This is a genomic window from Variovorax sp. 679 (genome assembly GCF_003952185.1).
In the GTDB taxonomy this organism is placed as follows: domain Bacteria; phylum Pseudomonadota; class Gammaproteobacteria; order Burkholderiales; family Burkholderiaceae_C; genus Variovorax.
In genome coordinates, this window is the sequence record NZ_RXFS01000001.1 from 416,818 (window position 1) to 442,258 (window position 25,441).

20 protein-coding genes are annotated in these 25,441 nt (G+C 65.3%); 15 read left to right on the forward strand and 5 right to left on the reverse strand.

Features of this window, described 5'->3' with window-relative positions; translation table 11 throughout:
• Positions 1-17 precede the first annotated feature (17 nt).
• The 5 genes from EJO71_RS01915 (at position 18) to EJO71_RS01935 (ending at position 4,533) form a co-directional block, all read left to right on the forward strand.
• On the forward strand, positions 18-407 hold the full coding sequence (locus EJO71_RS01915) for a hypothetical protein (protein WP_125947060.1): 390 nt from the start codon (positions 18-20) through the stop codon (positions 405-407).
• A gap of 72 nt (positions 408-479) precedes the next feature.
• Positions 480-1,640, forward strand: a complete 1,161-nt coding sequence (locus tag EJO71_RS01920) for an ABC transporter substrate-binding protein (RefSeq protein ID WP_164546725.1) — start codon at positions 480-482, stop codon at positions 1,638-1,640.
• A gap of 126 nt (positions 1,641-1,766) precedes the next feature.
• A complete protein-coding gene (locus EJO71_RS01925) occupies positions 1,767-2,219 on the forward strand; it encodes an SRPBCC family protein (protein ID WP_125947058.1) in 453 nt (150 codons plus the stop codon).
• A gap of 230 nt (positions 2,220-2,449) precedes the next feature.
• A complete protein-coding gene (locus EJO71_RS01930; protein WP_125947057.1) occupies positions 2,450-3,808 on the forward strand; it encodes a C4-dicarboxylate transporter DctA in 1,359 nt (452 codons plus the stop codon).
• 20 nt (positions 3,809-3,828) lie between these two features.
• The gene (locus EJO71_RS01935) at positions 3,829-4,533 is read left to right on the forward strand and encodes a GntR family transcriptional regulator (protein WP_125947056.1); all 705 of its coding nucleotides are present in this window, start codon (positions 3,829-3,831) and stop codon (positions 4,531-4,533) included.
• Between the two features lie 50 nt (positions 4,534-4,583).
• Here the strand turns inward: EJO71_RS01935 and EJO71_RS34685 are convergent, their stop codons facing one another.
• From EJO71_RS34685 to EJO71_RS01950, 3 genes are read right to left on the reverse strand one after another with little or no spacing between them, the layout of a single operon-like run.
• Positions 4,584-5,129: a hypothetical protein gene (locus tag EJO71_RS34685; RefSeq protein WP_240651251.1), complete on the reverse strand. Its 546-nt coding sequence runs from the start codon at positions 5,127-5,129 to the stop codon at positions 4,584-4,586.
• Positions 5,130-5,178: 49 nt separating this feature from the next.
• Positions 5,179-5,376: a hypothetical protein gene (locus EJO71_RS01945; RefSeq protein ID WP_125947055.1), complete on the reverse strand. Its 198-nt coding sequence runs from the start codon at positions 5,374-5,376 to the stop codon at positions 5,179-5,181.
• Positions 5,373-10,283, reverse strand: coding sequence for an RHS repeat-associated core domain-containing protein (locus EJO71_RS01950; RefSeq protein WP_240651250.1), 4,911 nt, complete (start codon positions 10,281-10,283; stop codon positions 5,373-5,375). The genes EJO71_RS01945 and EJO71_RS01950 overlap by 4 nt, the downstream gene beginning before the upstream one ends.
• 381 nt (positions 10,284-10,664) lie before the next feature.
• Here EJO71_RS01950 and EJO71_RS01955 point away from each other — a divergent pair, with 381 nt between their 5' ends.
• The 3 genes from EJO71_RS01955 (at position 10,665) to EJO71_RS01965 (ending at position 13,875) form a co-directional block, all read left to right on the forward strand.
• Positions 10,665-11,774 (forward strand): AI-2E family transporter, encoded by a 1,110-nt coding sequence (locus tag EJO71_RS01955; RefSeq protein ID WP_125947054.1) that lies wholly within the window; start codon positions 10,665-10,667, stop codon positions 11,772-11,774.
• Positions 11,775-11,921: 147 nt separating this feature from the next.
• On the forward strand, positions 11,922-12,359 hold the full coding sequence (locus tag EJO71_RS01960; RefSeq protein WP_125947053.1) for a DUF2141 domain-containing protein: 438 nt from the start codon (positions 11,922-11,924) through the stop codon (positions 12,357-12,359).
• Positions 12,360-12,375: 16 nt separating this feature from the next.
• Positions 12,376-13,875, forward strand: coding sequence for a carotenoid oxygenase family protein (locus EJO71_RS01965; RefSeq protein ID WP_125947052.1), 1,500 nt, complete (start codon positions 12,376-12,378; stop codon positions 13,873-13,875).
• A gap of 6 nt (positions 13,876-13,881) precedes the next feature.
• Here EJO71_RS01965 and EJO71_RS01970 read toward each other — a convergent pair whose 3' ends face one another.
• Positions 13,882-14,784 (reverse strand): LysR family transcriptional regulator, encoded by a 903-nt coding sequence (locus EJO71_RS01970; protein WP_125947051.1) that lies wholly within the window; start codon positions 14,782-14,784, stop codon positions 13,882-13,884.
• 216 nt (positions 14,785-15,000) lie between these two features.
• Between EJO71_RS01970 and gcl the strand changes: the two genes are divergently transcribed.
• Genes gcl through EJO71_RS01985 form a run of 3 tightly spaced genes read left to right on the forward strand, consistent with a single transcriptional unit; the run spans position 15,001 to position 18,545 of the window.
• A complete protein-coding gene (gcl, locus tag EJO71_RS01975; RefSeq protein ID WP_125947050.1) occupies positions 15,001-16,791 on the forward strand; it encodes a glyoxylate carboligase in 1,791 nt (596 codons plus the stop codon).
• Between the two features lie 29 nt (positions 16,792-16,820).
• A complete protein-coding gene (gene hyi, locus EJO71_RS01980) occupies positions 16,821-17,603 on the forward strand; it encodes a hydroxypyruvate isomerase (RefSeq protein ID WP_125947049.1) in 783 nt (260 codons plus the stop codon).
• Between the two features lie 30 nt (positions 17,604-17,633).
• On the forward strand, positions 17,634-18,545 hold the full coding sequence (locus EJO71_RS01985) for a 2-hydroxy-3-oxopropionate reductase (protein WP_125947048.1): 912 nt from the start codon (positions 17,634-17,636) through the stop codon (positions 18,543-18,545).
• 110 nt (positions 18,546-18,655) lie between these two features.
• Here EJO71_RS01985 and EJO71_RS01990 read toward each other — a convergent pair whose 3' ends face one another.
• Positions 18,656-19,996 carry an NAD(P)/FAD-dependent oxidoreductase gene (locus EJO71_RS01990; protein WP_125947047.1) on the reverse strand — a complete coding sequence of 447 codons (1,341 nt, stop codon included), beginning with the start codon at positions 19,994-19,996 and terminating at the stop codon, positions 18,656-18,658.
• 235 nt (positions 19,997-20,231) lie between these two features.
• Here EJO71_RS01990 and EJO71_RS01995 point away from each other — a divergent pair, with 235 nt between their 5' ends.
• The 4 genes from EJO71_RS01995 to EJO71_RS02010 all read left to right on the forward strand — a co-directional run bounded on the left by EJO71_RS01995 (position 20,232) and on the right by EJO71_RS02010 (position 25,429).
• Positions 20,232-22,532: an NADP-dependent malic enzyme gene (locus EJO71_RS01995; protein ID WP_125947046.1), complete on the forward strand. Its 2,301-nt coding sequence runs from the start codon at positions 20,232-20,234 to the stop codon at positions 22,530-22,532.
• A gap of 208 nt (positions 22,533-22,740) precedes the next feature.
• On the forward strand, positions 22,741-23,772 hold the full coding sequence (locus EJO71_RS02000; RefSeq protein ID WP_125947045.1) for an ABC transporter substrate-binding protein: 1,032 nt from the start codon (positions 22,741-22,743) through the stop codon (positions 23,770-23,772).
• On the forward strand, positions 23,772-24,644 hold the full coding sequence (locus tag EJO71_RS02005) for an ABC transporter ATP-binding protein (protein WP_125947044.1): 873 nt from the start codon (positions 23,772-23,774) through the stop codon (positions 24,642-24,644). The genes EJO71_RS02000 and EJO71_RS02005 overlap by 1 nt, the downstream gene beginning before the upstream one ends.
• A gap of 14 nt (positions 24,645-24,658) precedes the next feature.
• Positions 24,659-25,429 (forward strand): ABC transporter permease, encoded by a 771-nt coding sequence (locus tag EJO71_RS02010; RefSeq protein WP_125947043.1) that lies wholly within the window; start codon positions 24,659-24,661, stop codon positions 25,427-25,429.
• Positions 25,430-25,441 lie beyond the last annotated feature (12 nt).

Below are 25,441 nucleotides of genomic sequence, written 5' to 3' on the forward strand. Positions count from 1 at the left end.
AAAGAGAATTTGCACCGTTGCCCGACGCAGGCACGCCCGAGTTCGATGCCGTGAGCGAAGCCTTCGGCGCGAACAAGGCGCGCGTGACGGCGAGTGCCCCGGGCAACGACCTCTACTCGCACCTGATCGAGTGCGAGTTCGGCAAGGATCTGCGCGCCCGCTTCCTCGTGCGCTTCGACCTGCGCATCTTCGTCGTCCTGCCGTACGCCATGAACGGGCGACTCTGGGAGCTGGCAACCGGCCACGCGCGGCTGCACGCGCTCTGCGCGCCGCTGGTGCGAATCCTGGAAGACCGGCAGTTCGAGCAGATCGGCTTCGACGAGGCCATGCAGCCGCTGCCGGAAGAGATGCTCGACAACGGGTTCATCGACAACACCGTGCTGGCGTACTTCTTCGAGAGCCTCTGACCGAAGGTCCGTGCGCCCCGGGGCCCCGGGACGCCGGCCCGCCTTTCTCCTCACCTGAACACAAGGAATGTCTTGATCCACCGCATCCGCTCGGTCCTCCTCGCCTGCGCTCTGGGCACCGCTGTGCTGGCCGCCTCAGCCCAGGTGAAGATCGGCTTCATCGCCACGCTGTCCGGACCGTCGGCGGCGCTCGGGCAGGACCAGTACGACGGCTTCATGCTGGCCGTGGAGCAGCGCAACGGAATGCTCGGCGGCGTGCCCGTGACGGTCATCAGGGAAGACGACCGGCAGGACCCCGAACTCGGCGCGCAGCTGGTGGAGAACCTTGTCCAGAAGGACAAGGTCGGCCTCATCACCGGCGTGACCTCCTCCGACGTGATGATGGCCATGGCCAGGCCGCTGGCCAGGTCGGGCACGCTGTTCGTCGGATCGAACGCCGGCCCTGCGCCGCTCGCCGGCAGGCAGTGCAACAGTAAGTTCTTCTTCACCTCGTCCCAGGACGAATACCAGGCCGGGATCGTGGGACGGTACGCAGTCGACAAGGGCTGGTGGAAGACGCTGTTCCTGGCGCCCGACAGCCAGTCGGGCAAGGAGCAGCTGCGCGGCTTCAGGCACTTCTACTCGGGGGAGGTGGTGAACGAGCTCCACGTCCGGCCCGGCCAGACCGACTACTCGGCGGAGCTGGCGAAGATCCGGTCCGTCGCGCCGGACGCGGTGGTCGCCTTTCTTCCGGGCCAGATGGGCGTCGACTTCATCAGGCAGATGAACCGGTCGGGCCTGCTGAACAGGATCCCCCTGCTGACCATCGGCACGGTCGACGGCACGACGCTGCCGCTGCTCGGCGATGCCGCGCTCGGCGTGCTTGCAGGCTCGGTCTGGGGCCCCGACCTGCCGAGCCCCACGAACAAGGCTTTCGTTCCGGCCTTCGAAAGGAAGTACGGGCGCATCCCGTCGCAATATGCCGCGCAGGGTTTCGATGCGGCGCTCCTGATAGACAGCGCGCTGAAGGAAACGGGAGGCTCCGTCGCCAATCGCAGTGACCTGCGCAACGCACTCAGCAGGGCCGACTTCCCGTCGGTGCGCAGCGGCTTCAAGTTCCTGCGCAACGGCTTCCCGGTCCAGGACGGCCACGTCTTCGTCGTCGCCCGGGACGCTCAGGGCCGGGTGTCGCTGAAACGGGTCGCAACGCCGCTCGAGGCGAACGTCGATGCCTACTGGAACGACTGCCGGTAGTAGCAGGAAAAGAAGCAACGCCCCCGCGGATCAGGGTTTTCACCTATCTCCCGGCATGTCGATTCTCCTCACGCTCGCCCGACGTGCTGCTGAGGGTCATCCTCGGTTCTTCAGGAGTAATCAGCCATGGCTACCAACACCAATACCGTCCGCCTGCACCGTGTCCTGCGCACCTCGCCGGAGCGGATCTATCGCGCATTCACCGAACCCGGCGCGTTCGAGCGCTGGCTGCCGCCGTTCGGATTCACCGGCAAGGTCCACGCGATGGAGCCAGTGGTGGGCGGCGCCTGGCGCATGTCCTTCACCAACTTCGGCACCGGCCACGGCCACTCGTTCGGCGGCAAGTACCTGGAGCTCGTTCCGCACAGCCGCATCGCATACGACGCGAGCTTCGACGATGCCAATCTTCCGGGCACCATGAAGACGACCGTGAGCCTGACGGCGGTGTCCTGCGGCACGGAGGTCTCCATCGTGCAGGAAGGCATTCCCGCCGTGATCCCCGCCGAGATGTGCTACCTGGGCTGGCAGGAGTCGCTGGTCTCGCTGGCGCAGCTGGTCGAGCCGAACATTCCGGGCTGAGCGCCTTCGGGCTTCGCTGCGGCGGAGCCCGCGATCCTGTTGCCGGAACCCGCTCCGGCGACAGGCCCGAATCCCCCTGAAAAGCGTTTTCGCGCCCCGATTCCCACGGCTTCCGCGCCCGGGAATACCCTCTGACGCCTCCTCGACCGTCTTGCCTACATTTCTTGCATGCAAGAACTGGCATTGCTTGCATGCAAAAACCCAGACACGACAGACAGACAGGAGACTCCATGCCCCGCTTCGCCAAATCGCTTTTCGGTCAGGTGGTCATCGCGCTGGTGCTCGGCGTGCTCGCGGGGCTTCTCGCCCCCGAGTACGCCGTCAAGCTCAAGCCGCTCGGTGACGGTTTCATCAAGCTGATCAAGATGATCATCCCGGTGCTGGTGTTCTGCGTGGTGGTGCACGGCATCGCCGGCGCGGGCGACCTCCGGCGCGTGGGCCGGGTGGGCGTGAAGTCGCTCATCTACTTCGAGGTGCTGACCACCATCGCCCTGGCGATGGGCCTGGTGCTGGCCTTCGTGTTCCAGCCCGGCACGGGCATGAACGTCGATCCGTCGAAGCTCGATCCGGCGGCGATGAGCGCCTATGCCTCGAACGCCGACAAGCTCACGAGCGGCGGCACGGTCGAGTTCCTGATGAAGCTCATCCCGACCACGGTGGTCAACGCCTTCGCCACGGGCGACGTGCTGCAGGTTCTGCTGTTCGCTGTGCTCTTCGGCTGCGCGCTCACGCTGCTGGGCGAGCGCGGCAAGCCGGTGGCCGTGGTGGTCGATGCGCTCTCGCTGGTGCTCTTCAAGATCATGGGCATCATCATCAAGCTGGCGCCACTGGGCGTGCTCGGCGCCATCGCGTTCACGGTGGGGCAGTACGGCATCGGCTCGCTCAAGCAGCTGGGCATGCTGGTCGCCCTCTTCTACGGCGCGGTGCTGGTCTTCGTGTTCGTGGTGCTCGGGCTGGTGATGCGCATGTCGGGCTTCAGCCTGATCAAGCTGCTGCGCTACCTGCGTGAAGAGCTCACCATCGTGTTCGCCACCACCTCGTCGGACAGCGTGCTGCCGCAGGTCATGGCCAAGCTGCGCCGCATGGGCATCCGCGACTCGACGGTGGGCCTGGTGATTCCCACGGGCTACTCGTTCAACCTCGACGCCTTCTCGATCTACATCACGCTCGCGGCAGTGTTCATCGCGCAGGCCACCAACACGCCGATCTCGATGGCCGACCTGATGACGATCCTGGCGATCGCGCTGGTCACCTCCAAGGGCGCGCACGGCGTGCCGGGCTCGGCCATCGTGGTGCTGGCCGCCACGCTGCACGCGATTCCGGCGATTCCCGCCATCGGGCTGGTGCTGGTGCTGTCGGTCGACTGGTTCATGGGCATCGCCCGCGCGCTGGGCAACCTGATCGGCAACTGCGTGGCGACGGTGGCCATCGCCGCCTGGGAAGGCGACATCGACCGCGAACGCGCCCATGCGGTGCTCGACGGCAACTATTCGCCCGACGACGAGCCGCTGGCCGAAGCCGAGGCAGAGGCAGAGGCCGTGGTAAACACCGCGGGCACCGCCGCTGCAGCAGCATCGCGCGCCCACTGAAGAAGAAACCCGGAAGAACCATGCCCGCCGAAGTCAGCCCCACCGTCATCGCCGAACGCGTCGTCGAGGCCATCCTCGCGCAGAAGCTCGCGCCGGGCGAGCGGCTGGGCGAGCAGGCGCTGGCCGAGAACTTCTCGGTGAGCCGCACGATGGTGCGGGAGGCGCTGATGCAGTTGCAGGCGCGTGGTTTCGTCGAAGTGCAGTCGCGCCGCGGCTGGTACGTGGTGGAGCCTTCGGCCGAAGAGGCGCGCGACGCCTTCTCCGCGCGGCGCATCGTGGAGGCCGGCATTCTGGAGGCCAGCGCTGGCCGGCCGCTGTCGAAAGTCATCCGCAAGCTGCGCGACCACATCGCCGACGAGCAGCGCGCCATCGAGGGCGCCGATGCCGCAACGCGCGCCTTCCTGCTGGCCGACTTCCATGTCTGCCTGGCCGAGCAGATGGGGCACCAGCTGCTGGTCGACGTGCTGCGCGACCTCACGGCGCGCACCACGCTGGCGGCCACGCTCTACCAGTCGAAGCACGAAGCCGGGCAGTCGTGCGCGGAGCACGGCGCCATCGTCGCGGCGCTCGAGGCCGGCGACACGGCCGCGGCGCGCCGGCTGATGCTGGAGCACATCGGCAATGTCGAACGGGCGCTGGAGGTCGATGCTGCGGCCGAGCCGGATGCGCCGAGCAGGCTCAAGGCCACGCTGGCGCCGGTGGCACTGCCGCGCGCACGGCGCTGAAGGGCGTTCGGCCACACGCACTCGCAACGCTGGTGCGGCAGCACCTCCAACTACTCGCGTATGTCGATGCCAGGCGGGCTGATGGTGGAAACCAGCTCCACATCGGGGCCGAAGTCGCACATGGGTGGCGCATGGCCCGACAGCTTCTCATATAGAGCACGAAGGTAGCCGGGCTTATCTTCGACTTCGTCCAAGGGTACTGATTGCGGAACCACGTAACCCCAGAACTTTTCGAATTGGCCGGACGACAAGATGAACTCGATGGCTTCCAGCACCCTCTGCTTGCTCACCGGGCCAAAACGGTCAAAGTCTGCTTTCATTGCATCAAACAATCTGGCACGACAACTCTCTTCGTTGATGTAAAACTCATCCAGGTCATCATCACTCATGGCCAGAAGGAAGAAATCCAATTCACGGATATAGCGAGGGAAGATTTTCTTTTCACCCTTCCAAATCAGCCTGGCATCATATTCAGCCACAGTTTTTAGAAATTGATCCTTCAGATAAATTTCCCGCTCACGAGCTTTGACACAAGCTTCACTGGATTTCAGTGAGTCTATAAAACTCGACATCAAAGAGGCATTTTCAAAAATCAAATTATATTCATGCCCCATAATTCATGCAACCCCGTCAACCCATTTTAAATTACCGATCAATTTCATCCAACAGATCAGCCAATCTCATTAGATTTTCCGCCAACAGCCGAACCTCTTCGGCCGTCATTTCAACCGGATCCCCAAATTCTGATATTGATTTCAACTGGATAGATGAATCCTGTTCAATCCATACATCAATACAACCATCCACGGATGTATAGCGTTTAATAGATTCCTTCATTTTCATGATCCTTTTGTTGGGAAATGCGCATTTCCATCTACTGGCGAAAAAATCTTCGTTACTCCATCCGGTTGATAAGCATGAACATGATCAACCGCAGCTTTTGGATCGTTATAAGGCAGTCCTGTCTGTTGATCAATATGGCCACGATCTAACCGCAACCTTTGATTGCCGGTACATGGACACTTCCATTTCCGAGGCAATCCAGAGGAATCGGGTTGTCCAGTAGAAGTCAATCCCTTGGCAGCGGCCAACGCTCTTATTTCAGATCGCGTTTTATCGGTAATCTCAGACGCCGTGATCGTTGCCGGCGTTGTTGCCAGACCAAGCGGATCTATATGATTTATTGAATTTTTTGCATACGCAAAAACATTCAATCCACCCAGGATCTTGATTGGATCCGAACTGATGAATCGTCCAGAGTGGGGGTCGTAGTACCGATACCGGTTGTAGTGCAGCCCCGTCTCTTCATCCCAATACTGCCCCTGAAACCGGATCGGATTCCGAAACCCCGCTTTCCTACCCGCCTCACTGATCGCCTGCCTCGCCTCACCCCAAGCCTTGTAGCTCGCCGACCAGGCCACACGCCCCTCATGATCCGTCAGCTCCTGCGGCGTGCCCAGGTGATCGCACTGGTAGAAAGCAATCTCTTCCTTGACAAATGGCGCAGGCGTTTGGCTTTGTTCTCCATTCCATAGCGGATCCTGCTCGATGTCATAGCGTCCGCCGTTGTCGGCCATCAGCGCCTTCACATCCGTCGTCTGGCTCAACGCAACTGCCCGCGCCTGCCGGATCTGAACCAGCGGCACGAACGAGCCGGGCTCATGGATGTAGTGAACGCTGTCTCCTCGCCAGACATGCTCCTGCCGCCCCTCGGTGCTCTGCGTGCTCTCGAACGCCAGCGTGTCGCCGTCCCAGCCGAACAAGGTGCACGCATGCCGCGTGCGCTTGGCGATGCGGCGGCCCAGCGGGTCGTAGCTGAAGCGCGTGATTTCGCCGAAGGCTTCGGCGCTGCGCATGCGGTTGTAGCCGTCCCAGGTGAACACCGTCTTTTCGCCGTTGCGGCTGCGCTCGATCAGGTTGCCGCGCTCATCCCACTGGTAGTGGGTGCCGGCGTAGTCCTTCAGCAGGTTGTCCATCAGCTTGCCGACCATGCTGCGGCCGTCACCGCCCGAGCGAACGGCAACACGATTGGTGGTGCGGCCCGCCGGCTGCGCACCGCCTTCCACGTCTGAGGACGAGTCGCCGATGTTGCCCGCTGGATCGAACGCGAAGGTCTCGCGCCCCAGCCGGCTGTTGGCTTCGAGCAGTCGCCCTACCGGGTCATAGCGGTAGCGCAGGTTGCCGCGCCGGCTGTCGCCGATGGCGATCAACTGGCCGACCTTGTCGTATTGGTAGCTGCGGCGGATGCCGATGGGTTCGAGGGCACCGCGCCTGGTCTGGGATATTTGCTGCTCCAGCAATCGGCCGGCCGGATCGTAGTTTTGCTTCTGTATGAGCCCGTTGGCCTGCTCGCGCGCAATCTCGCGGTGCAGGTTGTCGCGCTCGAAGCCCAGGATGTCTTGCCCGTCGATGAGCAATCCGTGCACGTGGCCCGAGCCATAGGTGAGCCACTGGGTCAGGTGACCATCGGGGCGAATGGTTGCAATGCGCTGGTTGAGTTCGTCGTAGCGGTGTTGCCAGACCGCGGTGCGTGCGCCCTCCACGTAGTGCTGATGCTCGCGCGTCAGGTTGCCCGCGGGGTCATAGAACCATTGCAGCTTCGCATCGCTGTTCCTGGCTTCGATCAATCGGCCGTTGCGGTCGTAGGCAAAGCTTTCGGCGCCGCCGCCGGCCTGGCGCTCGCTCAGGCGGCCGATCGGATCGAATTGCAGCAGCGTGGTGTGCTCGCCCTCGACCACTTCCGACAGCACCCCGGTGGACTCTTCATGGCGATATCGGGTGATCTTGCGGTCGAAGCCGGTTTCTTCCAGCAGCCGGCCCACCGGGTCATAGCGGAAGTCGTAGCGGCTGCCGTTCTCGTTGTGGAGTTCGCTCAAACGTCCCAGCAGATCCCAGCGGTACTTGAGCGTGTGGCCTGCCGCGTCGGTGCGCTCGGACACGAGGCCGGAGCGCGTGTAGTCGTAGCTCGTCCTGCGCCCCAGCGCATCGGTGTGCGCGAGCAGGCGCCCCTCAGCGTCGTGCACGAAATACTCGCTGGTGTTGTCGGGCAGGGTGATTTCCTCGAGCTGGCCTGGATGGCTGGCATTCGTCGCGGTCGTAGCCTGCCGCTGTCCGTTCGCTCCGGTGTAGCGATAGCGGGTGCTCTGGCCCATTGCATCAGTCGCTTTGACCAAGCGCCCCTGCTCGTCGTATTCCCATCGAGTGGTCTTGCCCGAGCAATCGGTGTGGCTGGCAAGTTGACCAGCGTACGTATAGGCCAGCGTCTTGACGCCGCCCCTCGCATCAGTAATTCGCAACGGCCGGCCGGCCTTGTCGTAGGCGTATTCGGTCTTGTGCCCCAGCGGGTCGATCTCTTCGACGAGGTTGCCGTCGGCGTCGTAGTCGCGCTTCCAGACACCACCCTCGGCGTCGCGCAGGCCCGTCATGCGCCCGCGCTTGTCGTGCGCAAGGTGCACCTGGCTGCCGTCGGCCCGGGTGTGGGTCCGCAGGTTGCCGTCGGCGTCGTAGCTGAAGTCGTCCGTGCTGCCATCGGTATGAACATGACGAGTGATGTTCTTTGCTTCATCGCGGAAGAACCACTCCTGGCGCTTGTCTGGATGGACGATCCGGTAGGTGTAGCCGAGGATGTCGTAGTAATACCAGGTCTCACCGCCAAGTGCGTCGGTCGCATAGGTCAACCGGATGTTCCTGTCCCACTCCAGCTTGAGGGCAAAGCTCCCGTCATCACTCCACTCGCGCACGGCCTTTGCATCGGCGCCGGTGCCGTTGTATTCGAGGTTCATGCCGCGGCCGGTGCGGTCGGTGTAACGGGTCACGAGGTGATGGCTGTAGCTGTAGCTCCAGCTCCCGCCGTTTTCGTCCTGTGCCGAGACGAGGTCGCCTTCGGCATCGTGAGCATAGGCAGCGAGTTGGCGCACAACCTGGCCGCCCTTGATCTCCCACAGGCTGGTGATCAATCCGCTTTGCGCATCGGGGCGCGTGCCGACATGGGCAATCGTGAGCCCACCTTGCTTGCTGATGATGTCGCTCAGAACCTGCTCGCCAGTGGCCGCAATCACGTGGTCGTAGCGCAAGCCGACGACGGCTTCCTTTCCGGCATGCAGCGCGACGAGGCGAAAGTTCTGCCTGCCCTGGGTCGAAACCTTGCGAGCCACGGTATTCACAAGTTCGTAGACCTCGCGCCAGTCGCCGGCCTCGCCAGCCGATACGGGCTTGCCGAAATCCACGGTCAACAGCGTCTCGCTCAGGCGCGTGAGCGTCACTTCTTCGATGGCATCGCGATGGCCCTGGCCCACGGCCAGCAGTGGGTAGGCATGACTGCGGCCGTCCGCGCCGTGATAGATCAGGCTGAGCTGGCCGGCTCGCGGACCTTGGGCCGGCGTGGCGATATCCACGCGAGTGCTGTAGGGCGTGAGCCATCTCGCGCCGAGGCTGCCCTGATCGAAAGCGCCAAGATTGCTGCGGTAGATGCGCGCCCAGGTGATGGGCAACGGCGCAGCCAGCGTGAAGTCGACGTGAGTGAAGCTTTCACAGCCGGTCGCAAGGCTGATGGCGAACTTGCTTGCCGAGGGCACCGATGCACCGGAAACCGGACAATTCTTGCAACCGGGATCGCCGTTGACAGGGGCCTGCACACGGAGGTGCTCGACCCGGGTGTCGGCCCTGTTTTTTGTCGCTTCGGCACCGGCACCTGGCGACACGATTGCCGCGCGCAGGCTCTTCCGCTGCGCAATGGCCGCCAGCAGCTTACGCAGCAGCCACATGATGCTGCCCTCCAGTTCCTGGCTGGCTAGGTCCGTCAGTTGCTTGCGAAAGTCCACCTTCAAGGTGCTCAGACTCGCGATCACCTCGTTGACCTTGACCCTGACGCTTTCAGGCAGGTAGCCGGCTGCCTTCCTGGCGGCGTAGTTGGCGGCTCGTTTGGCCGTGCCCTCGGAGTACTTCACCGCCCGGCGCCACATGCCGCTCCATGTGCTTTGGGTCTTGGGATCGTAGTCGTTGGTTTCCGCGGCCCCCGGCTTGGCGATGGTGAGGAGGTCTTGCCCGCCGAGAACGCGCTGAAGGATGCCGATCAGGTTGTCCAATATGCTGTCGGAGAGCCTTGCGCAGTCTTCCAGAATGCCCGAGAGCCTGGCGATGGCCCCGTCGATGAAGGTCTCAAGTTCACCGACGATGGATGCATTCAGATGTCCCACCAGCGTGGTGACGATGGTCTCGCCAAGATTCCTGGCCCCATGCATGAGCTCTTGCTTGACCAGATGCAGCGTGGGCCGCAGGCTCATGCGCGCTGCGGCCATGGTGGGCGGCGCAGGAATCAGGCCGATGAGATTGATGCCCAGGCTGGCCCAGTTCAGGAACCTTGTGACGGCATCGGTCGACCTCTTCTCGAGGATGGTGACGATGTCGAGAAACACATCCACCAGCGCCATGACGTTGCCCACGATCGGGATGCTGCCCAGCACCGTGGTCAGTCGATCGAGCGTGACGTAGCCGCCGGTGAAGGACCGCAGCCACTCGTCCACCACCTTGCTCGCGGCGGCGATGTCTTCCTTGGCGATGGTGTTCAGCGGAGCGACGGCCGTCTGAGGCTCGCGCTCGGCGATCGGTGTTGGTGCGGGCTGGCCTTGATGTGCGCCCGATGGTGGCCGCTGGGGCGTGCCTGATCCCATTGTCCAGTCTCCCTGACTGCGTCTGCTTGTGTCGTGAAAATCGATTGGCAAAGAAAAGGAGGCTCCGTCGCGCATGCGCATGGAACCGGCTTCGTCACGGGCTTCCGGCTTGCGGAATTACGGCGCCTCTGCCGACGGGATCTGAATCCGGCGTGCCGGATCATGAGAAGGCCGATGTATGCAGATACGGCGAGAAGTCCACGGGCAAATCCACGGGCAAATCGTTCTGCACGAATAACAATTGCAAATTGAGCTCACGCTCACCTCCCTCTTTTATTTCTTGCAGGTAATCCTAGGACGCAGGCCGACGCGAATTCGGCCATCTGAAATAAACGAGCGAGCTTTGGTGCGATTTATCTCGATATTCCCGACCCAGGACGGCAGATCCTCGATCGATCGAGTGAGCCGCGGCCGGCGGACGGCTTCCGCCGCCGCTGGGCTCGGCTACAGTCCGAGACACTTATGAACTCACCCCAACTCCAGCGCGGCGTGTTCCTCGCCCTTCTCGCCGTCGTGACCGTCGCCTTCCTCTGGGTGCTGATGCCGTTCTTCGGCGCGGTGCTGTGGGGCGTGGCGCTGGCGATCCTGTTCACGCCGCTCTACAAGCGGCTGCTGAAGAAGATGCGCGGCAAGCCCAATGCGGCGGCGCTGTCCACGCTGACGATCTGCCTGTTCATCGTGATCCTGCCGCTGGCCATGGTGGGCGTGTCGCTGGTGCAGGAGATCGCACTGGTCACGCAGAGCATCCGTTCGGGGCAGATCAACTTCGCTTCCTACTTCCAGCAGATCCTCGACGCCTCGCCGCAATGGCTGCTGAACCTGGTCGAGCGCTTCAACCTCGGCGACATGGCCGCCTGGCAGGCGCGCATCTCGGCCGCCGCCGGGCAGGCGAGCCAGATCATCGCGAGCCAGGCGCTCGCCATCGGCCAGAACACCTTCGACTTCATCGTCAGCTTCTTCGTGATGCTGTACCTGCTGTACTTCCTGGTGCGCGACGGCGCCGACCTCTCGAAGCGGGTGCGCGACGCGCTGCCGCTGGCCAAGCCGCACACGCACTACCTGCTCAACAAGTTCACCACCGTGATCCGCGCCACCGTGAAGGGCAACGTGGCGGTGGCCGTGGCGCAGGGCACGATCGGCGGGCTGGCTTTCTGGTTCCTCGGCGTGCAGGGCGCGCTGCTGTGGGCGGTGCTGATGGCCTTCCTGTCGCTGCTGCCGGCGGTGGGCGCGGCGCTGATCTGGGGGCCGGTGGCCATCTACTTCCTGGCCACGGGACACTTCTGGCAGGGCGGCACGCTGATCTTCGTGGGCGTGTTCGTCATCGGCCTGGTCGACAACATCCTGCGCCCCGTGCTGGTGGGCAAGGACACGCAGATGCCCGACTACATCGTGCTGATGTCGACCATCGGCGGCATGGCGATCTTCGGCATCAACGGCTTCGTGATCGGGCCGGTGATCGCGGCGCTTTTCATGGCTGCGTGGAGCCTGTTCGCCGACTCGGGGCATGTCGGCAACGGCCACGAGGTGGCTGAAGGCGCGGAAAGCGCCGACAACGGCAAGAAAAAGGGCTGAACCGGGCGCGGGCACCCGCCCGTAACGCCCCTTCCACCCCCGTTCGCGCGCATTTCGCGTGCGCAATCCTGCGTTTCGTCACATCGCGCTGGGCACCCAGGCCAGCCTGCGAGATCGTCGGGCCCTCAACTTCCAACGAGGCCCGCCATGCGACTTCCCGCATTCATCACCCACCCGGCCGTGCGCGCCCTGTGCGCCGCCGCGGTCTTCCTGCCCGCCGGCGCTTTCGCCGCCGACCTGAGCCTGAGCGTCGCCGACGGCCCCGCCGCGGATGCGACGCTCTACGTCGCGCTGTACAACGACGCCGCCGGCTATGCCGAGAGCAAGGCCGTGGCGTCGCAGACCGCGCCGATGCAAGGCGGCAAGGCCCGTCTCGTGTTCGCGGGGCTCGCGCCGGGACGCTATGCGGTGCGGGCCTTCGCCGACGAGAACGGCAACGGCAAGCTCGACACCAACCTCCTGGGCATGCCGACCGAGCGCTACGGCTTCTCGAACGACGCCAAGGGCAACCGCGCCCCGCCCAGCTTCGACGCCGCGGCGATCAACGTCGATGCCGACCTGCAGACCGTCATCCACCTGCACTGAAGAGGAGGCCGCCATCATGGAACGACGCGAACTCCTGCGCATGCTGGCTTCGGCCGGCGCCCTGCCCCTGCTGGCACCGCTGGCGCGCGCGGCCGGCACAACGGACGACTGGCAGGCTCAGTTCGAGACTGCCGGTGCCCCCTGGAAGACCGGCTTCGCCACGCCCCCCGACGACTTCCCCCTGACCCGCGCCACGGTGCGTGGGCGCTTCCCCGATGCCGTGGCCGGCACGCTGTTCCGCATCGGCCCGGCCGGCCACGACATGGGCGGCGAGCGCTACCACCACTGGTTCGACGGCGACGGCATGGTGCACCGCTTCGTGATCGAAGGATCCGACGTGCGGCACCAGGGCCGCTACGTCGCCACGCCCAAGCGCGTGGCCGAAGTGAAGGCCGGCCGCCGCCTTGTCGAGGCTTTCGGCACCATGCCGCCGGGCGTGGAACCGCCGACCTCGGCCGACAGCATCAACGTCGCCAACACCAGCGTGCTGCCGATGGGCGGCGAGGTGCTGGCACTGTGGGAAGGCGGCTCGGCCACGCGCATCGACGCGCGCACGCTCGACACGCTGGGCGTGAAGACCTGGCGTGCCGATCTCGCGGGCATGCCGTTCTCGGCCCATCCCAAGGTCGATCCGGACGGCACGGTATGGAACTTCGGCGTGAGTTCCGGCCAGGGCATGCTGGCGCTGTACGAGATCGCGCCCGAGGGCGCGCTGCGGCGCGCGGCCGTGGTGCCGGTGGCCGACATGCCGATGGTCCACGACTTCGCCGTCACCGAGCGGCACCTGGTGTTCCTGCTGCCGCCGCTGGTCTACGACAGCAAGCGCAAGGAGGCCGGCGCGAGCTTTCTCGACGCGCACGTCTGGCGGCCCGAACTCGGCATGCGCGCGCTGGTTGTCGACAAGCGGAACTGGGAAAAGCGCCAGGTGCTGGCTCTGCCGGCCGGCTTTCTGTTCCACGTCGGCAATGCCTGGGAAGAAGACACAGCGCGCGGCACGCTGATCCGCGTCGATTACGTGCGCTCGGACAACGCCGACTCGGTGTTCACCAGCAACCGCGAAGTGATGCGCGCGCGCCGCGTGAAGACCACCGAGCCGCACCTGACCGTGGCCACGCTGAACCTGGCCTCCGGCCGGGCCACGCAGACGGCGCTGGCGCAGGAGGCGGAGTTTCCGCGCATCGACCCGCGGCGCGTCGGCCTGCGGCATCGCCAGGTGGTGCACGCCACGCAGATCCGGCGCGACCTGCCCGGCTTCGGCGCGATCGCGCGCACCGACGTCGAGACGGGCCGCAGCCAGCGCTTCAGCTATGGCACGCAGGCCATGGTTGAAGAGCATGTCTTCGTGCCCGATGGCTCGAAGCCGGGCTGGGTGCTGGGCACCGCGTTCGACTTCGGAAAGCAGAAGACAGTGCTGTCGTGCTTCGCGGCCGACAACCTGGCGACGGGACCGGTGGCGCAGGCCACGCTGCCCTACGCCCTGCCGCTGGGGCTGCACGGCGCCTTCGTGCCAGCCTGAAGCAGTTCAGGCCGCCCACCAGCCTTCGTCGAAGCGCCCCTGCAGGAAGGCCACGAAGCCCGACACCTTGCCCGGCACCAGCTTGGGCGAGGGAAAGACGGCGTGGATCTCCTGCTCGGGCAGCGCATGGTCGCCGAGCACTTCGCGCACCTTGCCGGCAGCCAGCGAATCGCTGGCCACGTAGCGCGGCATCAGCGCGATGCCCAGTCCGTCGCGCGCCGCCGCCAGCACGGCCGAGAGGTTGTTCGAGCGGAAGCGGCCCGACACGGGCACCGTGACCGGCTCTCCCCTGGGCGTGTGCATGCGCCAGAACTCGTCGCCCACCACGCTGCTGTAGATGAGCGCCACGTGCGCGCTCAGGTCCTGAGCGCGCTTGGGCGTGCCGTGCTTCTTCAGGTAGGCGGGTGACGCGACCATCGCCCACGGATTGACGCCCAGGTAGCGCGCGCCCAGCGACGAATCCGCCAGCTTGCCCATGCGGATGGCGACGTCGATGCCCTGCGCGATGAGGTCCACATAACGGTCCTCGAAGCTCAGGTCGAGCTGCACCTGCGGGTGGCGGCGCATGTATTCGAGCGCCAGCGGCACCACCACGCGCCGCCCGAACGCCACCGAGGTGCCCACGCGCAGCAGGCCCTGCGCCTGGGTCTGCCGCAGCTGCACGATGCTGTCGGCCTCCTCGGCCTCGCGCACGATGGTCTTGCACTTCTCGTAGTAGAGCGCGCCCGGCTCGGTGAGGCTCACGCCGCGCGTGTTGCGGTTGAGCAGGCGCACCTTCAGCCGCTCCTCGGTGGCCGCGATCTGCTTGGTCACCGTGGGCTGCGTGGTGTTGAACTCGCGCGCGGCCTTCGAGAAGCTGCCTGTCTCGACCACCCGCACGAACATTTCCATTGCCAGCAATCTATCCATGGGCCGGATGGTAGTCACTTATTCCAGCCTGGAATAGGTTTTATGGTCCGCAGCCGTCTTCTTGGAATCCGCCCCGCTTCCTACAGTCAGCCTACCGATCCGAGAACACCGAGGAACCGGCTCTGCCGGGCCTCCGGTGTTGCCCCCAGCAAGGGGGTTGGCGAAGCGACACGAAGTGCGCGAAGCCTGGGGGTTTATTCATTTCTGGAGACTCAGATGGCAAAGATGACAGCGGTCCAGGCCGCGGTTCTGGTGATGGAAAAAGAAGGCGTGACGCAGGCCTTCGGCGTGCCCGGCGCGGCGATCAACCCGATGTACTCGGCGCTGCGCCAGCGCGGCAGCATCGCGCACATCCTCGCGCGGCACGTGGAAGGCGCCTCGCACATGGCCGAGGGCTACACCCGCGCGGTGGCCGGCAACATCGGCGTGTGCATCGGCACCTCGGGCCCGGCGGGCACGGACATGATCACGGGCCTGTACTCGGCCTGGGCCGATTCGATCCCGATCCTCTGCATCACCGGCCAGGCGCCCCGCGCGCGGCTCTACAAGGAAGACTTCCAGGCGGTGGACATCGAATCGATCTCCAAGCCCGTCACCAAGTGGTCGGTCACGGTGCGCGAGCCGGGCCAGGTGCCGCAGGTGTTCCAGCAGGCCTTCCACCTGATGCGCTCGGGCCGCCCCGGCCCGGTGCTGATCGACCTGCCCTTCGACGTGCAGATGGCGCAGATCGAGTTCGACATCGACAGCTACGAACCGCTCAAGCCCTACAAGCCGGCCGCCACGCGCGCCCAGATCGAGAAGGCCATCGGCATGCTCAACGCGGCCGAGCGCCCGCTGATCGTGGCCGGTGGCGGCATCATCAACGCCGATGCGTCCGACCTGCTGGTGCGCTTTGCCGAAGCCACCGGCGTGCCGGTGATTCCCACGCTCATGGGCTGGGGCTCCATTCCCGACAACCACCCGCTGATGGCCGGCATGTGCGGCCTGCAGACCAGCCACCGCTACGGCAACGCCACGATGCTCGCCAGCGACTTCGTGCTGGGCATCGGCAACCGCTGGGCCAACCGCCATACCGGCTCGGTCGACGTCTACACCAAGGGCCGCACCTTCGTGCACGTGGACATCGAGCCCACGCAGATCGGCCGCGTGTTCACGCCCGATTTCGGCATCGTGTCCGATGCCAAGGAAGCGCTCCAGCTCTTCGTCGAAGTGGCCGAGGAAATGAAGGCCGCCGGCCGCCTGCCCGACCGCCGCGACTGGGCCAAGTCGTGCATCGAGCGCAAGAGGACCATGCTGCGCAAGACCAACTTCGACGAAGTGCCGATGAAGCCGCAGCGCGTGTACCAGTGCATGAACAACAACTTCAGCAACGACACCTGCTACGTGAGCACGATCGGACTTTCGCAGATCGCGGCCGCGCAGTTCCTGCACGTGTACAACCCGCGCCACTGGATCAACTGCGGCCAGGCCGGCCCGCTGGGCTGGACCATTCCCGCCGCACTGGGCGTGCGTGCCGCCGACCCCACGCGCAAGATCGTCGCGCTCTCGGGCGACTACGACTTCCAGTTCATGATCGAGGAGCTGGCCGTGGGCGCGCAGTTCAAGCTGCCCTACATCCACATCGTGGTCAACAACTCCTACCTCGGCCTGATCCGCCAGGCGCAGCGCGGCTTCGAGATGGACTACTGCGTGCAGCTCGCGTTCGACAACATCAACGCGGCGCCCGACGCGGGCATCGAAAGCAGCTACGGCGTGGACCACATGAAGGTGGTCGAGGGCCTGGGCTGCAAGGCGATCCGCGTGAACAGGCAGGAAGAGATCGCGCCGGCCATCCGCCGCGCCGAAGCGCTGATGTCGGAGTTCAGCGTGCCGGTGGTGATCGAGGTGATGCTGGAGCGCGTGACCAACATCGCGATGGGCACCGAGATCGACAACATCACCGAGTTCGAGCCGCTGGCCGAGACGCTGGCCGATGCGCCCACCGCCGTTGCCGCGCTGCTGGACTGAAACGAGAGAAGAGAACCAAGAGAACAGACATGCCCAAGTTCGCAGCCAATCTCACGATGCTCTTCACCGAGCTGCCCTTCATGCAGCGCTTCGAGGCCGCCGCCAAGGCCGGCTTCAAGGGAGTGGAGTACCTCTTCCCCTACCCCTTCGAGAAGAAGGAACTCGCCGCCGCCCTGCGCGACAACGGCCTGCAGCAGGTGCTGCACAACCTGCCCGCCGGCGACTGGGACAAGGGCGAGCGCGGCATCGCCTGCCACCCCGACCGCACCGGCGAGTTCGCCGAAGGCATCGGCGTGGCGATCGACTACGCGACCGCGCTCGGCTGCCCGCAGGTCAACTGCCTGGTCGGCAAGGTGCCTGCCGGCGTGAGCCGCGAGCTCGCGCACAAGACGGTGGTGGACAACCTCCGCCTCGCCGCGCGCGAACTCGAGGCGGCGGGCCTGCGCCTGCTGATCGAGCCCATCAACACCTTCGACATCCCGGGCTTCTTCCTCACGCGCACCTACCAGGCGCTGGCGTTGATCGAGGAAGTCGGCTCTTCCAACCTGCGCGTGCAGTACGACATCTATCACGCACAGCGCATGGAAGGCGAACTGGGCAACACGCTCACGAAGCACCTCACGCAGATCGGCCACATCCAGCTGGCCGACAACCCGGGTCGCGGCGAGCCGGGTACGGGCGAGATCAACTACCCGTGGCTCTTCAGGCACATCGACTCGCTCGGCTACGACGGCTGGATCGGCTGCGAATACAAGCCCCGCGCCACCACGGTCGAGGGCCTCGGCTGGCGCCAGGCGCTCACGCAGCAATGAATGAATGAAATCGGACAAGGAAACAGAGACATGACGACCCAGCAACAGAAAATCGGATTCATCGGCCTCGGCATCATGGGTGCGCCCATGGCGGGCCACCTGCTCGACGCGGGCTACCAGCTGTTCGTGAACACGCACGGCAACACGCCCGAGCCCTTCGTCTCGAAGGCCACCATCTGCGCCTCGGCAGCCGAAGTGACGCGCCAGGCCGACATCGTCTTCATCATGGTGCCGGACACTCCCGACGTCGAGAAGGTGCTGTTCGGCGTGCCCGGCGCCGAAGGCGTGGCCGCCGGCCTGAAGGGCTCCAGCGGCAAGATCGTGGTCGACTGCAGCTCCATCGACCCGATCGCCACCAAGGACTTCGCGCGCCGCATCACCGCGCTGGGCGCCGGCTACATCGACGCGCCGGTCTCCGGCGGCGAGGTGGGCGCCAAGGCCGCCAGCCTCACGATCATGTGCGGCGGCGACGAAGGCACCTTCGAGCGCGTGAAGCCGCTGCTCGACAAGATGGGCAAGAACGTCACGCTCGTGGGCGGCGCCGGCGACGGCCAAGTCTGCAAGGTGGCCAACCAGATCATCGTGGCGCTGAACATCGCGGCCGTGGGCGAGGCGCTGGTGTTCGCCTCGAAGGCGGGTGCCGATCCGGCCAAGGTGCGCCAGGCACTGATGGGCGGCTTCGCCAGCTCGCGCATTCTCGAAGTGCACGGCGAACGCATGATCAAGCGCACCTTCGCGCCGGGCTTCCGCATCGGCCTGCACCAGAAGGACCTGAACCTCGCGATGCAGAGCGCCCGTTCGCTGGGCGTGGCACTGCCGCAGACCGCCGGCGCGGCGCAACTGATGAACGCCTGCGCGGCACTGGGCTACGGCCAGCTCGACCATTCGGCGCTGGTGCGTGCGCTGGAAGCGCTGGCGCAGCACACCGTCACGCCGGACTGACCAGGTACTCCCCCAGGCTTCGCGCACTTCGTGCCGCTTCTCCTTCCCCCTCGCCGGGTGCAACACCAGCGGCCCGGCAAAGCCGGTTCCGCGGTGTTCCTCGAAAAGAGTCAGGTTTTTGCAGCGGTCTCCAAGGATTCCTTGAGATTGCGCCGGCGCCAGGCCCAGGTCTTCACAGCCTGCGGCAGGATGCCCAGGCACGAGGCGTAGTACGTCACCTTGAAACCCCAGAAGCGCGGCCCGATGGGCGTGTCCCGGAACAGGTCACCGGCCAGGATGGACAGCAACGCCTCCTGCATGCGCCAGATGTTGCGCGGCGCCATGAACAGGCGGCGAATGGCCGGCGAGGTGATGCGGTAGATGAACCACGAGAACATCTTCGGCCCTCGCTTCATGACCTTCTCGTAGTGACGGAAGGCACGCTCGGCTTCCTTTGCCTCGCCCTTGAGCCAGTGATCGGCTGCCGTCGCGGCCTCGAAACCGCTGTTCATCGCCAGGTACACGCCCGACGAGAACATCGGATCGACGAAAGCATAGGCGTCGCCCACCATCATGAAGCGGTCGCCGCGGCAGAACTTGGAGTCGTAGGCGTAGTTGCCGGTGGAGGTGGCGCCTTCCATCAGCGTGGCGTTCTTCAGCCGTGCCGCCAGCTTGGGTGCCAGCGCGATGGTCTCCATCAGGAACTCTTCGAGCGAACCCTTGCGGCGCTTGAAGTAGGCCGGCGATGCCACCGCGCCCACGCTCACCGTGCCGTCTTTCAGCGGGATGTACCAGAACCAGCCATGGTCGAACCAGAACAGCGAGATGTTGCCCTCGAAGCGGCCGGGCCGGCGCTCGGCGTTGGCGAAGTGGCCGTACAGCGCGGCGCTCGCATGCTTGCGGTTGCGCTGCTTGGCGTCGAACTGGTTCGACAGCAGCGTGTCGCGCCCGCTCGCGTCGATCACGAAGCGCGGACGCCAGCTGGTTTCGGTGCCGTCGTCGGCCTTGACCTTCACCAGCGGACGGTTGTCGGGGGTGCCCTTGCCGGCGTCCATGTCCACGCCGGTGACGCGCTGTCCCTCGAAGGTGCGCGCGCCCCGATTGCCGGCATGGCGGAACAGAAGTTCGTCGAACTCCGAACGGCGCACGTGCACGGCGTAGGGAAAGCTCTTGTCCATCGCCTGGCCGAAGTCGAAGTGGCTGCTGTGGTCATGCCAGGGCGAGACGAACTCGGCGCCATGCTTTCGCAGGCCGATGGCCTCGACCTCGGTGCGCACGCCCAGGCGGTCGAACAGCGGCATGTTCATCGGCAGCAGCGATTCGCCGATGTGAAAACGCGGATGCTGCGCCTTCTCGAGCAGCACCACGTCGTGCCCCTTGTCCGCGAGCAGCGCGGCCACCGTGGAGCCCGAAGGGCCGCCGCCGATGACCACGACATCGGGGTCGTTGCTGGTGAAAGGTCCGGATGTCATTCGCTGTTGTCCCTCGTCGTGGTTTTGTCGTTGTCGGCGACGCCGCGGCCCATACCGCCGTCCCTCGCCGGTTCGGCGCCTGTTAACCGTAGGTAACGATCGGCAGTTTAGCGAACCGGCGAGCCCGTCTTATCAAGCTAAAGCTATAGATCCAGGCGTTTTCGGCATTCCCCCTGTAAGAAGAGGCCCTGCTTTTGCGGTAGCCTCATTGCCCGTCAGAAACAAGGAGACTTTCATGGCTGCACCCCTTTCCCCCGCAGAAGAAGCACTTCGCGAGGCAGCGCGCGAATACCACCGCTCGCCCGTCAAGGGCAAGATCTCGATCACCCCGACCAAGCCCCTGCTGAACCAGCGCGACCTGTCGCTGGCCTATTCGCCGGGCGTGGCGTATCCCTGTCTCGACATCGCCGCAGACCCGGCCACCGCCTCCGAATACACCGCGCGCGGCAACCTGGTGGGCGTCATCACCAACGGCACGGCCGTGCTCGGCCTGGGCGACATCGGCCCGCTGGCCGCCAAGCCGGTGATGGAAGGCAAGGGCTGCCTGTTCAAGAAATTCGCCGGCATCGACGTGTTCGACATCGAGCTGGCCGAGCGCGACCCCGACAAGCTGGTCGACATCATCGCGGCGCTGGAGCCCACACTGGGCGGCATCAACCTCGAGGACATCAAGGCGCCCGAGTGCTTCTACATCGAGAAGAAGCTGCGCGAGCGCATGAACATCCCGGTGTTCCACGACGACCAGCACGGCACGGCCATCATCTCGGCCGCCGCGCTCATCAACGGCCTGGAACTGGTCGGCAAGAAGATCGAGGACGTGAAGATCGCCGTCTCGGGCGCAGGCGCCGCGGCCATCGCCTGCCTGGACGTGATGGTCGGCCTGGGCGCCAAGCCCGCCAACATCCACGCCTGCGACTCCAAGGGCCTGATCTACATGGGCCGTGCGGGCGGTTTCGACGAATCCAAGGCACGCTACGCCCAGAAAGACACCGGCGCCCGCACCCTGGCCGACGTGGTGAAGGACGCCGATGTGTTCCTGGGCTGCTCGGCCCCGGGCGTGATGACGGCCGAGATGGTCAAGACCATGGGCACGCAGCCCATCATCCTGGCACTAGCCAACCCCGAGCCCGAGATCCGCCCCGAGCTGGCCAAGGCCGTGCGGCCGGATTGCATCATCGCCACCGGCCGTTCGGACTACCCGAACCAGGTCAACAACGTGCTGTGCTTCCCGTACATCTTCCGCGGCGCGCTCGACTGCGGCGCCAGCAAGATCACGGAAGAGATGAAGTTGGCCTGCGTGCGCGAGATCGCCGAGCTCACCAAGGCCGACATCAGCGAAGAGGTGGCCACCGCTTACGCCGGCCAGGAGCTGGCCTTCGGCCCCGACTACATCATTCCCAAGCCCTTCGACTCGCGCCTGATCCTGCGCATCGCGCCGGCCGTGGCAAAGGCGGCCGCCGCCTCGGGCGTGGCCACGCGCCCGATCGAGGACATGGACGCCTACCGCCAGCACCTGACGCGCTTCGTCTACCAGACCGGCATGTTCATGCGCCCGGTGTTCAGCGCCGCCAAGATCGCCACCGCCAAGCGCGTGGCATACGCCGAGGGCGAGGACGAGCGCGTGCTGCGCGCCGCCCAGTGGGCCGTGGACGAAGGCCTGGCCAAGCCGATCCTGGTGGGCCGCCCCGCCGTGATCGATGCCCGCATCAAGAAGGCCGGCCTGCACATCCGAGCGGGCGTCGACTTCGAGATCGTCAACCCCGAGGACGATCCGCGCTTCCGCACCTACTGGGAGAGCTTCCACAAGATCATGGGCCGCCGCGGCGTGACGCCGGAGGCCGCCAAGACCATGGTGCGCCGCTCGAACACCACCATCGCCGCGCTGATGATGCACCTGGGCGATGCCGACGCCATGATCTGCGGCCTGGTCGGGCGTTTCGACGTCCACCTGGAGCACATCCGCAATCTGATCGGCCTGAAGCGCGGCGCGCCGGGCTTCGCGACGCTGAACGCGCTCACGCTCGACAAGCGCACGGTATTCATCACCGACACCAACGTGAACGAAGACCCCAGCGCCGAGCTGCTCGCCAGCATCGCGGTGATGGCCGCCGAGGAAGTGCGCCGCTTCGGCCTGCCGCCGAAGGTGGCCTTCCTGTCGCACTCGAACTACGGCACCTCCAGCCGCGCATCGGCCCGCAAGATGCGCCTGGCACGCGACCTGTTCGCGCAGATGGCACCCGACATCGAATGCGACGGCGAGATGCACGGCGACGCGGCCTTGTCGGAGGAAATCCGCCGCACCGCCCTGCCCGAGACCACGCTGAGCGGCGAGGCCAACCTGCTGGTGTGCCCGAACCTCGATTCGGCGCACATCCTCTACAACGTGCTGAAGATGACCGGTGCCAACGGCATCACGGTGGGCCCGGTGCTGCTGGGCGCCGCGAGCTCGGCGCACGTGCTCACGCCTTCGTCGACGGTGCGCCGCATCATCAACATGACGGCGCTGGCGGTGGCGAAGGTCACGGTCGACAAGTAGGCAAGCGACAGGCGAGTGGGCAGATCGCCCGCTTTCAGTGCTCGAAACGCGGCCTCGGCCGCGTTTTTGCTTTGGCGGGGTGCAGTTCGCGCCCGCCGCGCACTGCTTCGATCCACGAGGAAGGGTTCGCACCAATCACGTGCGGGCACCGTTTTTGCTTGAATGCAGAAGCATTCAATACCCTTTCATCCAACGGATCGATCTCCGCATGAACAAGCGCCAACTGCTCCAGTCCTTCCTCGCCGCCTCGGCCATCAGCTTCGGCCTCTCCCCGGCCTTTGCGCAGACCCCGACGCCGATCAAGTTCCAGCTGGACTGGCGCTTCGAAGGACCGGCCGCGCTGTTCCTGCACCCCGCCGCCAAGGGCTACTTCAAGGCCGCTGGGCTCGACGTGACCATCGACGCGGGCAACGGCTCGGGCGGCACCGTCACGCGCGTGGCCTCGGGCGCCTACGACATGGGCTTCGCCGACCTCGCGGCGCTGATGGAATTCCATGCGAACAACCCCGACAGCCCCAACAAGCCGGTCGCGGTGATGATGGTCTACAACAACACGCCGGCCTCGGTCATGGCGCTCAAGAAGAGCGGCATCACCAAGCCGGCCGACCTCGCCGGCAAGAAGCTGGGCGCGCCGGTGTTCGACGCGGGCCGCCGCGCGTTCCCGATCTTCGCCAAGGCCAACAACATCGGCGCCGTCAACTGGACCGCCATGGACCCGACGCTGCGCGAGACCATGCTGATGCGCGGCGACATCGACGCCATCACCGGCTTCACCTTCACCTCGCTGCTCAACCTGGAAGCGCGCGGCGCCAAGGCAGCCGACGTGGTGATCCTTCCCTACCCCGACTACGGCGTGAAGCTGTACGGCAACGTCATCATCGCCTCGCCGAAGCTCATCAAGGAGCACCCGGAGGCGGTGAAGAAATTCCTCTCGGCCTTCGCCAAGGGCGCGAAGGAAGTCATCGCCAATCCGGCCGTGGCCATCGAGTCGGTGAAGGCGCGCGACGGCATCATCGACAGCAAGCTCGAGACGCGCCGCCTGCAGCTGGCCATCGACACCGTCATCAACAGCGCCGACGCGCGCGCCGAAGGCTTCGGCGCGGTCAACGCGGGCCGCATGTCGCTGATGGCCTCGCAGGTGTCGGACGCCTTCAACACCAAGACGCGCGTGAGCCCCGACGCGGTGTGGACCGCCGCGCTGCTGCCGCCGGCCGCCGAACTGAACATCCTGAAGAAGTGATGGCGCCCGCATCGCAGGACGCGGCCGCAGCCCCCTTCGTCGCTCCCTTCGTCGATTTCCAGGACGTCTGGCTCGCCTACAACGAGGAGCTGCTGCGCGCCAACCACTTCGCGGTCGAGGCCATCGACCTGAAGGTGAAGCGCGGCGAGTTCATCGCCATCGTCGGCCCCTCGGGCTGCGGCAAGTCGACCTTCATGAAGCTCACCACGGGGCTGAAGATGCCGTCGATGGGCAAGATCCGCATCGACGGCCAGCCTGTGACGGGGCCGCTGAAGATCTCGGGCATGGCCTTCCAGGCGCCTTCGCTGCTGCCGTGGCGCACCACGGTCGACAACGTGCTGCTGCCGCTGGAGATCGTCGAGCCCTACCGTTCGAACTTCAAGGCCAGGCGCAAGGAGTACGAGGAGCGCGCCCGCCGCCTGCTGCAGAAAGTGGGTCTGGGCGGCTATGAAGACAAGTTTCCGTGGCAGCTCTCGGGCGGCATGCAGCAGCGCGCGAGCATCTGCCGCGCGCTCATCCACGAGCCCAAGATGCTGCTGCTCGACGAGCCCTTCGGCGCGCTCGACGCGTTCACGCGCGAGGAGCTGTGGTGCATCCTGCGCGACCTCTGGACCGAGCAGCAATTCAACGTGATCCTGGTGACGCACGACCTGCGCGAGTCGGTGTTCCTCGCCGACACGGTGTACGTGATGAGCAAGAGCCCGGGACGCTTCGTGGTCAAGCGCGAGATCGAACTGCCGCGTCCGCGCGAACTCGAGCTCACGTACACGAAGGAGTTCACCGACATCGTGCTGGAGCTGCGCGGGCACATCGGCGCCATCCGCAACACGGGCATCAGCGCGGCGCAGACGGCCGCAGCCGTGTCTCACTGAGCGGGCGCGTCACCATGAAGAACACCAAGCAAATCGAACGCTGGTCGCCGTGGCTTCTGCTCGTGGCCGTGATCCTGCTGTGGCAGATCATCTGCTCGGCATTCGAGGTTTCGGACTTCATCTTTCCGAGCCCGTGGCGCATCTGGAACCAGTTCTGGGAATTCAAGGAAATCATCGCGGGCCACGCCTGGCGAACCTTCTGGGTCACGATGGCGGGCTTCGGCCTGGCGATCGTGGTGGGCGTGCTGCTGGGCTTCGTGATCGGCAGCTCGCGCGTCGCGTACGCGGCGATCTATCCGCTGATGACGGCTTTCAATGCACTGCCCAAGGCGGCCTTCGTGCCGATCCTCGTGGTGTGGTTCGGCATCGGCGTGGGGCCGGCGATTCTCACGGCCTTCCTGATCAGCTTCTTCCCGATCATGGTCAACATCGCGACCGGTCTCGCCACGCTGGAGCCGGAGCTCGAAGACGTGCTGCGCGTGCTCGGCGCCAAGCGCTGGGACGTGCTCATGAAGATCGGCCTGCCGCGCTCCATGCCCTACTTCTTCGGCTCGCTGAAGGTGGCGATCACGCTGGCTTTCGTCGGCACCACCGTCAGCGAGATGACGGCCGCAAACGAAGGCATCGGCTACCTGCTGATCTCGGCCGGCTCGGCCATGCAGATGGGCCTGGCCTTCGCGGGCCTGATGGTGGTGGGCGCGATGGCGATGCTGATGTACGAGCTCTTCAGCGTGGTCGAGAAACACACCACGGGCTGGGCACACCGGGGTTCGCAGAACCAGTAGGCCGTGCGTGGC